Here is a 14469-nt window from a genome sequence, read left to right on the forward strand (position 1 = left end):
TTTTTAGGAAAGGATTAGAATAGTGATTAAGCAAAGAACTCTAAAAAACATTGTCACAGCAGCTGGTGTCGGTGTTCACACTGGTGAGAGGGTTCGTTTGACTTTACGTCCCGCCCCAGTCAATACGGGTATTATTTTTTGCCGAACGGATTTAAATCCTGTGGTCGAAATTCCAGCTACAGTTAATCATATTAGTGATACACGTTTATCAACTTGCTTATCAAAAGGTGATGTTCAAGTGGCCACTGTCGAACACTTATTATCGGCTTTAGCCGGTGTAGGTATTGATAATTTATATATTAATCTCACTTCACCAGAGCTTCCTATTATGGATGGGAGTGCAAGCCCTTTTTTATTTTTGATTCAGTCAGCTGGTGTTGAAGAACAAAATGCTATTAAAGAATTTATTTGTATTAAAAAAAGGCTGAAGGCAGAAAACGGTGATAAAAGTGTAATGATAGAGCCTTATCATGGATTTAAGATCAATTTTAGCATTGACTTCGACCATCCCTTGTTTAATGAACATAATAAAAATGCTACTCTCGATTTTTCGAGTACTGCTTATATGCAAGAAGTTTCTCGTGCGCGCACTTTTGGTTTTTTGTCAGATTATGAATTTATCCGAAAAAATAATTTAGCACTAGGTGCTAGCTTAGATAATGCTGTTGTCTTAGATGAATGTAAAATTTTAAATCAAGATGGTCTGCGTTACCCTGATGAATTTGTAAAACATAAAATTCTTGATGTAATTGGTGATCTTTATCTACTAGGTCGCGGTTTCATTGGAGCATTTCGCGGAGTTAAATCCGGTCACACTCTAAATATTTCTTTGTTAAGGAAATTATTAGCTCAGAAAGAAGCTTGGGAAATTATCACTTTTAAAAACTCTTCGGAGTTACCATTTGATTTGACCTCAGTTATAGTTTAAAAGTCTTTTCATTAATCCTAATATTAATATTTCTTCTCCTCTAAATTTTAAAATATTTTAAAATTTAGAGGAGAAGAAATAAAGAGAATCAATTATCCTATTAATTAGCAGTTACTTGAAAAATTAATTAAGGGTATCGAAAAAAATATTGAAAGATAAATTAAAAAAAATTACTAATTAGTAATTTAAACTACTAAACCTTGTCATGGTGGATAATCGTTATAATTTCTTTATACATTCAGCTCTTTTTAGCAATTAAATTAAGATTTAATATAATCTCAGAGTTAGAATAAATAAATAGAAAATGTCTTTTCATATTATAGAAAAGCTCAGGATTGGAAATTAGTTTAATAAATTTAACTTCAATAAACTAAAAGAAGTTGAAAAACTGTTTAATATAGAATGAGATTTGAAAAAATTAAAGATGTTTTTGTTATCTCTTTGTTCTCGAAAGATTTAATGAAGCCAAAAAATAAATTAAAAGAATTTAAAAAAGTTTTTGATGATCTGGAAAAACAAACAAATTAGATATGTAATAAAACTACTACTAGAATCGATGTTTTTAGAATTAACGTTTTCAAAAATATGGAAATTAGAAAAATTGGATCATGAGAAATGTCATGAAAAATAATGTTTTTTTAAAGATTCTGCAGTTCTGCATTATTTTAAAGAGAAATAAATCACTTAAAATTTGGAAGTATGAAATTTGATTAGCAGAAGTAATTGACGCTGTTAATATCTCATTTGAAAAATTAATAGCTACTAGTAAACTGGTGATAAAAATGGTTAGTAAAATAGTGATTTTCAGATTTATCAAAGTGAAAGATAACTAATTAGATGAATCAAAGCCGTAAGTTCATGGTAGTCGAATACCTATTATTAGAAATTTCTCAGGTAATATTTCCATTATGATTGCTGTTAACTGATGAATTTTATATATAAAAATTAATTTAAGAAGGTTGCTTTATTGTGAGAACATACCTCTTTTAAATAATAATATAAATAATGATAATAACTTTCAGACCTGATGAAAGAAAATGCCTATCTTTCAAACTAAGTATATAAATTAGGCCGAACCCGGCATTGAATCCTATAGATTCCAAGATCCTCTTGAGCAAACTGTTCTAGCAAATAAGGCACCAAGTAGCGCATTCGTGTGGCCCAAGCCGCATTTTCTAACTGGAGAATTAAAGTTTCTTGGGAAAGATTCATAATGCGATAATGGGGAGTAATCTCCGGGGGTAGAATTTGATTCAGGAATTTTCCTACAGAGAGGATTCTCTTTGCCTTTCGTACAATTAGTTTAAGTGAGCCAGCTTGAAGACACTGTTTAATCGGTTTTGGATCGCTGGGTTGCATTTACTTCATACTATGAAATTCCCCTTTACCCATCAATAGTATACAATACTAATTATGCTTGGCAAGCTTATTAAGAAAGTAGTTGGTACTCGCAATAAGCGATTGCTCAGAAGTTATTTTAAAACAGTAGTTAAAATTAATGCCTTAGAATCCGAAATTAAGGTCTTGTCTGATCAGGCCTTACACGCTAAAACGAGTGAATTTCAAAAACGACTTAAAAAAGGTGAAAGCCCGGATATTTTATTGCCAGAAGCATTTGCCGTAGTGCGCGAGACAAGCATTCGGACCTTGGGACTTCGTCACTTTGATGTCCAGTTAATAGGAGGCATCGCTCTTCATAACGGAAAAGTTGCGGAAATGCGTACAGGGGAAGGAAAAACGCTAGCAGCCACAATGCCTGCTTATTTTAATGCCCTTACTGGAAAAGGTGTTCATCTTGTTACTGTAAACGATTATTTAGCAAAACGTGATGCAGAATGGATGGAGCCTATTTACAAATTTTTAGGTTTAACTGTGGGAATTAATATATCTGGAATGGGGCCAGCAGAAAAACAGGCTGCTTATGCAGCGGATATTACTTACGGCACTAATAATGAATTTGGTTTTGATTATTTACGAGATAATATGATTTTTAGCCTAAATCAACGTGTTCAGCGACCATTGTATTATGCCATCATCGATGAAGTCGATTCGATTTTGATCGACGAAGCACGCACGCCTTTAATTATTTCAGGGCAGGCAGAAGAATCTTCGGATCTTTATATCAAAGTAAACAAACTCATCCCGTTTCTGACAGCACAAAAAGCGAAAGAAGAACAAAAGAAAGTAGAAGTTCTCAAAGCTCTTAAAGAAGACTCCGGCGATTATACCATAGATGAAAAGAATCGACAAGTCTATTTGACCGAACAAGGTCACCGAACTATTGAAGCTTTACTTGTAAAAGAAGGTCTTATGAAAACCGGAGAAAGTTTATATGATGTGACAAACATATCATTAATGCATTATGTATATGCTGCTTTGCGCGCTCATACATTGTTCCATCGTGATGTTCATTATATTATAAAAAATAATGAGGCAATTATTGTTGATGAACACACGGGCCGATTAATGCCAGGACGTCGTTGGTCTGATGGCTTACATCAAGCAGTTGAATCAAAAGAAGGTATCCCTATTCAATTAGAAAATCAAACCTTAGCGACGATTACTTTTCAAAATTATTTTCGCCTTTATGAAAAATTGTCTGGTATGACAGGTACTGCGGATACCGAAGCGTTTGAATTACAAAAAATTTACGGTTTAGAGGTCGTTGTTATCCCTACTAATAAACCGATGATTCGTCGGGATGAGTCAGATCAAGTATACTTAACCACCAAAGCAAAACTCCAGGCGATTGTTAAAGAAGTAAAAAAACGTCATGCAACAGGTCAACCGTTGTTAATCGGAACTGCTTCGATTGAAGCGTCCGAAGTTGTATCAAACCTTTTAAAAAAGTCTACTATTAAACATGAAGTCTTAAACGCTAAAAATCATGAGCACGAGGCAAAAATTATTGCTGAAGCAGGACGTCCCAAAGCAGTAACCATTGCCACTAATATAGCTGGACGTGGAACTGATATTGTTTTAGGTGGTAATTTGAAAGTTGAATTAGATAATCTGCCCAAGGCGGAAATTAAGAAGCACAAAGTCGAATGGAAAAAACGTCATGATATAGTTATTGCAGCAGGAGGATTGCATGTGCTGGGGACTGAACGTCACGAATCTCGCCGTATCGATAATCAATTGCGTGGTCGTTCAGGACGACAAGGTGATCCAGGATCTTCTCAATTCTATCTTTCAATGGAAGATGATTTGCTGCGTATTTTCGCCGCTGAGCGAATGTCTATTATGATGCGTCGTTTGGGCATCAAAGAAGAAGACGTAATTGAACATAAATGGATCAGTCGTGCTATTGAAAAAGCTCAGAAACGCGTAGAAGGAATGAATTTTGATATTCGGAAGCAGTTATTAGAATATGATGATGTAACTAATGACCAACGCAAAGTAATTTATCAGCAACGATTTGAATTATTACAAGCTGATAATATCGCTAATACTATTGAAGTAATTCGCAAAGAAGCGATGAGCGATATGATCAGTCTCTTTATTCCTCCTCAAAGTTTAGAGGAGGAATGGGATATCTCTGGCTTAGAAAAGCAGATCTGGGAAGATTTTGGTATGATTTTCCCGATCAAAAAATGGCTCAAAGAAGATACGGCCCTTTACGAAGAAAAATTGTACCAGAGGATAATTAATGAAATTACCAATGCTTACAAAGAAAAAGAAGCAAGAGTAGGCTCAGGCGTTATGCGTGATGTAGAAAAAACAATTATGCTACAATTATTAGATCATCATTGGAAGGAACACCTGGCAGCAATGGATCATCTGCGACAAGGTATCTGTTTACGTGGTTATGCTCAAAAAAGTCCTGCACAAGAGTACAAACGCGAATCTTTCGAGTTATTCAAGCAAATGTTATCACGCATTAAATATGAGGTTATTGCTACTTTATCAAAATTAGAAATCATGTTGGAAGAACAAGCAGCTAAACAGCAGAAACGGCTATTTTATCAATCGACTACTGAATTGCAATATCAACTTGAAATGACCACCTTACAAGATAAAATGGACTTTGCTATTACTTCCGAAGAGGCTACGCAGCCTTTTTTACGCTCTCGACCAAAAATCGGACGAAATGAAGCTTGTCCCTGTAGTAGTGGTCAGAAATATAAACATTGTCATGGAAAATTAGTCTAATCTTGTTTTAATGAACAAATGTATTCTTTACGTTTTTTACTATTTTATTAATTTAAAGAATGAAATTCTTGTACCTTATGATCAATGTAGTTCAAAGCGGACTTTAGAAGTTTCCTGAAGGAAGACTAAAATCAGATGAGATTAGTTATGGAGCTTTGTGTAAAGAATTAAAAAAGAAATACTATAGACAAAGAGACGGTACAAGATTCTGAATCAATCCTTTTAATAGGTAAAGTTATAGGTAAATTTGATTGCATGAGAGTTGGTGCGGTAAATTAATGTTAAGTGTTTTCTGAACCTTCTTACGTGCCAATGCATTGAAAAGAATTATTGTCGTGAGTAATCTGTAAAACAGTGTTAATACTTACGGGTAAGTATTTAGATCTACTGGACCAGTTTCGCAAGTCAGTAATAGGATTTTGCTATTTTTCTGTTGATATAGTTGTTGACGTTTTTGACCGCCCAAGCGCTCTTACTTCTAAATTTAGGGTGGTTGGGCTGAGTTTTAATGATTTGAGAAAACTTAACTGATTAAACGGTCTGTGCCTCCTGGTAGAGAAAGCATTGAGATGACACGAGGACTAATAAAAACGACACTCAAGCTTCAAACGAATTCGACACTATAACGGATTTTTGACACTATTGAGCGCTTTCCTAAAAAACAGCTTCTTTAATTTTAATTTCTGATTTATTTATTTATTTATTTATTTATGTTGTTCATCATAACATAAAATTTTAAAAGGGATACAAGAAGAGCTCTCTTTTATTTTTTTTCAGCCAATTGTAGGTATGTGGAGTGTAGTTGGAACACTATCTCTTTTAGTGTTGCAAGTGTTTGATCGTTCACAATCACATCATCTGCTATAGCTAACCGTTCTTCACGGCTGCTTTGTGATTTAAGAATTAATTTAATCTGTTCATCAGAAAGCTGGTCGCGTATTTTTGTACGTTGGATTTGTAAAGATACAGGAATGTCAACTACTAGAGTACGGTCAAGAAAATTTATTGAGTAATGGAACTCTACCAGTAAAGGAACCACTAAAATACAATAAGGTGAATTTGTTTCTTCAATCTTTTCCTGCATTTTGGAAATAATAAGAGGGTGCAATAAGTTTTCCAGCCATTGTCTTTTTTTCGGATATCTAAAGATTAATCTTTTTAATTGAGAACGATTTAAGGAGTTTTTTCCATTTAGAATTCCTTTCCCAAAATATGCTACGATTCTTTTAAACCCTACCTGGCCCAAAGTTGTAATTTCACGAGTAATTACATCGACATCAACGATTGGAACTCCTAATTCAGAAAAATAATTTGCAGCAGTACTTTTACCACTGCCAATACCGCCTGTTAAACCAACCCGCAACATTTTCTATCCTAAAAATAAAGAAAAAACACGATTATGATATCATTTAACTCCATAAAAGGGGTAGCCTAACCTTCTAACTAGTAATAAGGGACCATATGGAATAGATTTTTTCAAAGTATTTTTTATGAAAAAGTATCTTTGAAAAGAAGTTCAGGCATATAACCTCCTGTCAATAAGAGTATATTTAACATAACATCAGCTTAAAATTAGTTATTAATCATAACAATTGTCTATTAACAAATTTTTCATCGATTAGAAAATGAAAGTAAGATATTTTTAATTCGGTCAATAAGAAAAGGTATTTTCAATAAAACCAAAATTACATAATTAGAAGTTTCAAAGAAATATTTTTATAAAGCGAGGTGCTGAAAAAGATTGTGATAAAAGCTATTTTTTACATTGTCATATATATTTCATAAAGCATGAAATATAAAACAAGCAAACAAAGATGATCAGGTGCCAATTTAGTAAGAATATTTTGAAACTAGAAAATTATAAATTTTAGGATATCAACAGTATATAAAATTGCATGCAGAATATTCTAAGCAGAGTATTCTAATTTTTTCTTCAGTTTGCAATAACGAGGAATATACCTTTATAGTTCCTGACAGATCCTACACCTAGCTATTTTCAATTTTTTCTTTAATTTTCAATAATTAATTGACAGACGCAGTGCAAAACGGTGTCCCAATTTGGCAATAAATGTTCGTTTCTTAAATAAGGGAATGGATATTAATTTATGTAATATAGGATTTTAAGTGACTTGACCTTAGTGTCAACTTACGTGATTATGAACACTATTCTTTGAGAATCGGTATTGATGCTGCCGGTGTAGCTCAGGCGGTAGAGCAACTGATTCGTAATCAGTAGGTCCGCAGTTCAAATCTGCGCACCGGCAATAAAATAGAGTTCGTTGATCTTGAAGCAACCGATGAAGTAAATTTAGCTTGCTTTGCTAATCCTTTATCTTATCTTTCATGGTTTTTGCTTTTTCTATATAGAGAATCAAAACAGTATGTTATTTTAAAGACGCTTCTGGGACTAGATTATTTAAACTCTTCTAATAAGATGAAATTAAACTTTATTGAAATAAAGATAAATGTTTCGCAGGTTAATACTTTAGGAAATGATTCGAATAAGATAACCTAACTGTTCTCTAATAAAACATTTGTTCCCACTGGTTTTTTCTTGAGCCACTTAAGGTTAAAATACTTAAGACTAAATACTTTTAAAAAAGGAAACTTATTTGAAAATAAGAATCTACTACTAGATTCTTATTTTCAAATAAGTTTCCTTTTCACATGATCACTTACCCATCTATTTGCGATTTGTAAAAGGTATAGCGAATGGAGGAAGTTTAATCTCTCAGTGCTATGTTCTGGCAGTAAAATCAGATATTGCCGTAATTACTATTAGCGCTTTAATTACATTAGAATCTCTAATTTGTAAAGGTAGAGTATATTATCAATAGATTATGGTGTTTGTTTAGTATGATTATCAGTAGTGTAGATAGATTTTGGTTTAAAATATTTGATTTTTTAGTAGATTTTAATGTCGTGGCTAAAATTAATCGGCTAATCGCTACATTAATTTCTTCTAGTGTGTCTTGATGGAACAAGAGGCGAAATGAATAAAGAATTGCTTTTTCTTTAATTAATTCTTTAGGAATCAGCTCACTGTAGCTCGCTATCGATTGAAGAAGATTGAATTAGAAAGACAAGTACACCATCAGTTGTATTCAAACTTAATAGCCGGGGCGCAAAGACTAGAGATCTGATATAAAAAATTTTAGGACGCACTTTCGGTACTTATGTTGGGTTTTTAAGTTTGGTATTGTTAACGGCTAATTGAATATCTTGACGCAGATGTAGCTCTGCTAGCAATTTTTTTGCCATGCGCAAAAAGGATTTTTCATATTTTTGAGGAATGCTTTGATCTAAGGTGGTCTTCATGGCTAACCAATTTTGGGGTTTGCCGTTAATATAGAATCCAAAGTGGAGATGTGGTCCTGTGGCCCAACCAGATTTGCCTACATAGCCAATTACTTGACCTGTGTGTACCCATTCATGGAGGTGAAGCTTTGCAAACCTTAACATATGGCCATATAGGGCAAGATAGTGATGATTATAACGTATCTTAATTGTTCTGCCATAACCGCCCTTACATCCCATAAAGATAATTTGTCCTTCACCAATGGATTTAATAGGAGCCCCAAGTGGGGCAGCAAAATCAACGCCTAAGTGAGGTTGAATTTTATGTAACACAGGATCATAACGATGATAGCTAAAGTAACTGCTGATTCGTTTGTAGTGCTGCAGCGGAGCACTCAGAAAACGTGCTGATAAGCTGTGGCCATTGGAATTATAATAGGCGATATGATTAATAGGATACATGTAACGAATAGCTTGCTCTATTTTACTACGATGAATAAACTCAGCAGCAATAATATTGCCATTACGATATTTCCTTCCATTAATACAGTTTTCTTGATGTAAGAAATCGAAGCGATCACCTCGACGGAGGTCATGCATAAAATTAATCTTACCACCAAAAATAGTTTGTAATTCGCGTAACATTTGAGAGGTAAGGCCTAATTTCTTCGCATCTTGGATTAGCGAGTGTTGGATTACGACTGATGTGTAAGCTAATGTAGTTGTAACAGGTCGAGTTATTGTTTTTTTTATGAAGTTATTTCCTTGACGAACAAAAATTAACGTCTTAACTATCGATAATGGATATTGAAAGGCCATGAGTTGATGAGAAGAATTAAATTGAAAAGAGAGTTTTTCACGGAGATGCAGTACAGTAAGAAATTTATTTTGCTTAAATAGCTGAGCTAATTCTCTCTGGTTAATTTTAAAATGACTAAAAATAGTGGTCAGAGTATTGCTACGTGTCACAAGGATGGTTTGCCATTGCAAGTCCGATTTATTCATCTTTTTTACAATATTAAGAGGGGCAGAAGTATTAAGAATAAGTTGTTTAACTAGTTTGGGTGTGTGAATAAAAAATAATCTTATTAGTATAATTAGTATCAGACCTACAGCGAATAAAATGATTAATACAGTTGATTTCCATCCTATCTTTTTTAGTTGCATTCGATTTCCTTTTAAGTTTCGATTAGTTAAAATTTTGAATCATATCACGTAACATAAAGATCTAGAATAATGAGAGGATTAGATGATTTCATCACAGGAAACACTGGAAGAAATTAAACGAGGTGTTGTTGAAATTATTCTCGAAGAAGAATTACTTATATGTTTAAATGAAAAAAAATCACTGCGAATAAAATTAGGATTTGATCCTACAGCGCCTGATATCCATTTTGGTCACACTGTTGTATTAAATAAGCTACGCCAATTTCAAGTTTTAGGTCATGATGTAATTTTTTTAATTGGTGATTTTACAGGAATGATTGGTGATCCTACTGGCAAAAATACAACACGTAGGCCGTTGACGCGTGAAGAAGTTGTAGAAAATACTAAAACTTATGAAGCACAAGCTTTTCGTATTTTAGATCCTGGAAAAACCCAAGTTATTTTTAATTCAACTTGGATGAATAATTTAAAGGCTGATAATCTCATTCGTCTAGCTTCAACTTATACGGTTGCACGAATGCTAAAGCGGGATGACTTCAATAAGCGTTATGCTGCACAACAACCTATTTCTATTCATGAATTTTTATATCCATTATTACAAGGTTATGACTCCGTAGTGCTTCATGCTAATGTTGAATTAGGTGGTACTGATCAAAAATTCAATCTATTAGTAGGTCGTGAATTACAGAAACATTTTGGTCAAAGACCTCAATGTATTCTAACTATGCCTTTACTAGAAGGACTAGATGGTGTCCAGAAGATGTCAAAGTCATTGAATAATTATATTGGAATAATGGAATCACCATCAGAAATGTTCGGTAAAATTATGTCAATATCCGATGATTTGATGTGGCGTTATTATGAATTGTTGAGCTTTCAGCCAATAAAAGAAATTAATCGTTGGCGCAGAGAGATAGCCAAAGGAAAAAATCCAAGAGATATAAAAATTTTATTGGGTGAAGAATTAGTGGCTCGGTTTCATGGTAAAAAAGCGGCTAAAGCGGCGCACAAATATTTTATTGACTATTTTAAGAATCATGAGTTACCTACAGATCTTAAAGAAATTGAAGTGTTGGCCGAGCATGGTCATTTAAGAATCGGTTATATTCTACAACGTGTTGGCTTAGTTAGCACGATTTCTGAAGCCCGTCGAATGATAACACAAGGTGCTGTTCGTATAGACGGTGAGCGTATTGAAGACATTCGATTAACCATCCCCGTTGGTGAAAGTCATTTGTATCAAGTAGGAAGACGTCGTTTTGCTAAAGTAAAAACTGTTTGATTCCTTCAATTTATCGACTCTTAGATAAGGCTTTTTTGTAATGTTTAGTGAGGAGATAGACAACTTTTTTTTCATCCGATAACATGAGAATGTCTTTCGGATTCAACATAGTAGCTTAATATCAATGCTCTTAAGTGAGAATGATAGATTTTCTACCAAAACTTTGTTGACATTATTTTCCATTAGTGTTTCTGCCACCTACTTGACAGATTAGGATTTTTGATGATTAAGAGTCTTATATAATTATAATCCAGCAGAAAATTAATTATTTAGTCTCTTTAATTTTATAAGAAAAATCGATATTTACTGCATCATTTTTATTTCCGCATTTAAATTAATTTCTTTTTTTTAATTTTTGAGTTATCTTTGACGAAGATATCAGAATAGATGAGTTAAAAAAGAAATACCTTTAATTTTTATGTTTTTCATGTATGTTTTCTACTCTTTTTTACATTGTCATAACTGACTTATCGAATAAAATTAAATTCTTCGAATAGCATGTTAAAATGGTCTTTTAAGAAAATATTAAAAATCACTTGTGTTATTGCCTAAAAAGTTACTCCTTTCTATTATATGAGAGGTAATTCAATCCATTCACTGATTCCTCTAAAATAAGAGAGAATAGGAAATTGTCTTTTGCTTATTCTCCAAATAGAATATGGAAGGTTACTGAGAAATCTGGATTAGGAAATTAGATACGTACTTAACGTATAACGGTTGAGTGTTTTATTTATTTTACTTTACGGTAAAAGACCAGGTGATCTGATTGCAAGTCGCTTCTATAAAGAGTTTGATCGTTTAAAATATAATATATCGATTATATCGTACATAATCTTCTGCTTTTAATGTTAGAAAAGATTAGAGAAAGATTCTGTGCATTATATCTAAACACAGAGTGCCTATATGGATTCATAGAAGAAATCTTTATAAATTCTTAGTTAGTGGAATTTCACTTTTTATTTGAATTCTTAGTGTTTTTATATTTTTATCAACTAAAAATTAAAGAAGTTTACATTTCTCTTATTTATATCTTTTTGAGTTAATTTTTGTGCATTCTTTTCTTGAAATCATTTTTCAAAATTAAAAAACTTTAATAAACTTAATGTTGCAGGATTTTTACCATTACACAGTATATGCAAAGATGAAAAATAGTAACCTAGAGACAAATAAGAATAATCTACCTAAGATCTATCAAGAAAAAGAAACAAAAATTAAAATTTGTAGGAAGTTTTAGTTTTTTGAAGTAACAGGATAAAGTAAATTAATGACTTTTATTGAAGAACATTTAGGGGTAGGAAAAACTTTAAAGGTAAGATCTCTAAAATTGTATATTCTAAAATTCCTCCTGATTACGTTACGAAAGAGTAAGAAGTAAACTAAATACGCAAACACTTTGTTTTTCTAACTCATTTTAAGATTATAATGATCTAATGTTTTAACACAGGATTTGCGGTTTTCTGTGTTTTTATGCTGACATAATTAAAAGAAAATTTTATGTTATTACTTTAATTAGGTTAGATTAAAAGCTCGATCTAATATAAAGCAGAGACTCACTTAAAATATTGTCACGGAACCATAGCAATTAAAATTAAGTAATCATCAGAACTGTACCTGTACCTGTACCTGTACCTGTACCTGTAAGTAAAAAGTAAATTGAGTTTTTATTCTAAATCTTAATGTTGTTCTGGATTAATTATGTATCAAAAAAGTCATATACGAATTTTCTAATTTTTCGCATGATATCTAAATCAAATTAAAAAAACCTAAGAAACTTATTATAATCTCATTAAACTTTAGTGATACTATTTTCAGACTAAGTTTACGAAGTTATATTTTACGACATTAAAAGGAAACAGATTGCGTGGTTCTTATTGACATTACTCAACAAGGCGTGTAGGATCGCTTATCCATGTTTGATGGAGTTGCTCTTTAACAATTAGTAACGAACGGAAGCAGTTTGTGTGGGTATTGTACGATAGTCGAATCACTCAAAGAAATATTCGATACACAAGACCGCTCAACTGCAGTATTTTGTGTCGAGCCTTATTTTAATTTGTTGCCTTTTTTAAAGGCAATTTATGTTTGATTGAAGAGTTTGATTCTGGCTCAGATTGAACGCTAGCGGCATGCCTAACACATGCAAGTCGAACGGCAGCGCGGGAAGCTTGCTTCCTGGCGGCGAGTGGCGGACGGGTGAGTAACACGTAGGAATCTACCTTGTAGTGGGGGATAACCCGAGGAAACTCGGGCTAATACCGCATAATTTCTTCGGAGCAAAACGGGGGATCTTCGGACCTCGTGCTACAAGATGAGCTTGCGTCGGATTAGCTAGTTGGTGGAGGTAATGGCCTACCAAGGCGACGATCCGTAGCTGGTCTGAGAGGACGATCAGCCACACTGGGACTGAGACACGGCCCAGACTCCTACGGGAGGCAGCAGTGGGGAATATTGGACAATGGGGGAAACCCTGATCCAGCAATGCCGCGTGTGTGAAGAAGGCCTTCGGGTTGTAAAGCACTTTCAGTAGGGAAGAAAGTCTCAAGGCTAATACCCTTGAGCGTTGACGTTACCTACAGAAGAAGCACTGGCTAACTCTGTGCCAGCAGCCGCGGTAATACAGAGAGTGCAAGCGTTAATCGGAATCACTGGGCGTAAAGCGCGCGTAGGTGGATGTTTAAGTCGGATGTGAAAGCCCTGGGCTTAACCTAGGAACTGCATCCGATACTGGATGTCTCGAGTATGGTAGAGGGAAGTGGAATTTCCGGTGTAGCGGTGAAATGCATAGATATCGGAAAGAACACCAGTGGCGAAGGCGGCTTCCTGGACTAATACTGACACTAAGGCGCGAAAGCGTGGGGAGCAAACAGGATTAGAGACCCTGGTAGTCCACGCCGTCAACGATGAGAACTAGCTGTTAGGGAGTTTACTTTCTAGTAGCGAAGCTAACGCGTTAAGTTCTCCGCCTGGGGAGTACGGCCGCAAGGTTAAAACTCAAAGAAATTGACGGGGGCCCGCACAAGCGGTGGAGCATGTGGTTTAATTCGATGCAACACGAAAAACCTTACCTACCCTTGACATCCTCGGAATTTGTCAGAAATGACTTGGTGCCTTCGGGAACCGAGTGACAGGTGCTGCATGGCTGTCGTCAGCTCGTGTCGTGAGATGTTGGGTTAAGTCCCGTAACGAGCGCAACCCTTGTCCTTAGTTGCCAGCGGAATCTGCCGGGAACTTTAAGGAGACTGCCGGTAATAAACCGGAGGAAGGCGGGGATGACGTCAAGTCATCATGGCCCTTACGGGTAGGGCTACACACGTGCTACAATGGGCAGTACAAAGGGTTGCCAAACCGCGAGGTGGAGCTAATCCCAAAAAGCTGCTCTCAGTCCGGATTGGAGTCTGCAACTCGACTCCATGAAGCTGGAATCGCTAGTAATCGCGAATCAGAATGTCGCGGTGAATACGTTCTCGGGCCTTGTACACACCGCCCGTCACACCATGGGAGTGAATTGTACCAGAAGCGGGTAGGCTAACCTTCGGGAGGCCGCTCACCACGGTGTGATTCATGACTGGGGTGAAGTCGTAACAAGGTAGCCGTAGGGGAACCTGCGGCTGGATCACCTCCTTAAATTTATAGAGTGGTAGGA

Annotated in this window: 6 protein-coding genes, 1 tRNA gene and 1 rRNA gene; 5 read left to right on the forward strand and 3 right to left on the reverse strand. The window is 34.8% G+C overall.

The features are described 5' to 3' along the window. The first annotated feature begins 22 nt into the window (after nucleotides 1-22). Entirely contained in the window at nucleotides 23-928 is a 906-nt protein-coding gene (gene lpxC, locus ONG85_RS01670) for a UDP-3-O-acyl-N-acetylglucosamine deacetylase (protein WP_264435848.1), read from the forward strand. A gap of 1053 nt (nucleotides 929-1981) precedes the next feature. Here lpxC and ONG85_RS01675 read toward each other — a convergent pair. Further along, nucleotides 1982-2287 carry a DciA family protein gene (locus ONG85_RS01675; protein WP_264435849.1) on the reverse strand — a complete coding sequence of 102 codons (306 nt, stop codon included), beginning with the start codon at nucleotides 2285-2287 and terminating at the stop codon, nucleotides 1982-1984. Nucleotides 2288-2341: 54 nt separating this feature from the next. Between ONG85_RS01675 and secA the strand changes: the two genes are divergently transcribed. Next, nucleotides 2342-5080, forward strand: a complete 2739-nt coding sequence (secA, locus tag ONG85_RS01680) for a preprotein translocase subunit SecA (protein ID WP_264435850.1) — start codon at nucleotides 2342-2344, stop codon at nucleotides 5078-5080. A 763-nt stretch (nucleotides 5081-5843) separates the two neighbouring features. Here secA and coaE read toward each other — a convergent pair. After that, nucleotides 5844-6446, reverse strand: a complete 603-nt coding sequence (gene coaE / locus ONG85_RS01685; RefSeq protein WP_264435216.1) for a dephospho-CoA kinase — start codon at nucleotides 6444-6446, stop codon at nucleotides 5844-5846. An 825-nt stretch (nucleotides 6447-7271) separates the two neighbouring features. Here coaE and ONG85_RS01690 point away from each other — a divergent pair. Beyond that, nucleotides 7272-7344, forward strand: a tRNA-Thr gene (locus tag ONG85_RS01690). A 910-nt stretch (nucleotides 7345-8254) separates the two neighbouring features. Here ONG85_RS01690 and ONG85_RS01695 read toward each other — a convergent pair. Further along, on the reverse strand, nucleotides 8255-9544 hold the full coding sequence (locus ONG85_RS01695) for a M23 family metallopeptidase (RefSeq protein WP_264435217.1): 1290 nt from the start codon (nucleotides 9542-9544) through the stop codon (nucleotides 8255-8257). Nucleotides 9545-9626: 82 nt separating this feature from the next. Here ONG85_RS01695 and tyrS point away from each other — a divergent pair, with 82 nt between their 5' ends. Together tyrS and ONG85_RS01705 are read left to right on the forward strand one after the other, a co-directional pair. Next, nucleotides 9627-10826 (forward strand): tyrosine--tRNA ligase, encoded by a 1200-nt coding sequence (gene tyrS / locus ONG85_RS01700; protein WP_264435218.1) that lies wholly within the window; start codon nucleotides 9627-9629, stop codon nucleotides 10824-10826. Between the two features lie 2083 nt (nucleotides 10827-12909). After that, nucleotides 12910-14450: ribosomal RNA gene (locus ONG85_RS01705) — 16S ribosomal RNA — on the forward strand. The last annotated feature ends 19 nt before the right edge of the window (nucleotides 14451-14469 follow it).

It is taken from the genome of Coxiella endosymbiont of Dermacentor marginatus, from assembly GCF_907164955.1.
Taxonomy (GTDB): domain Bacteria; phylum Pseudomonadota; class Gammaproteobacteria; order Coxiellales; family Coxiellaceae; genus Coxiella.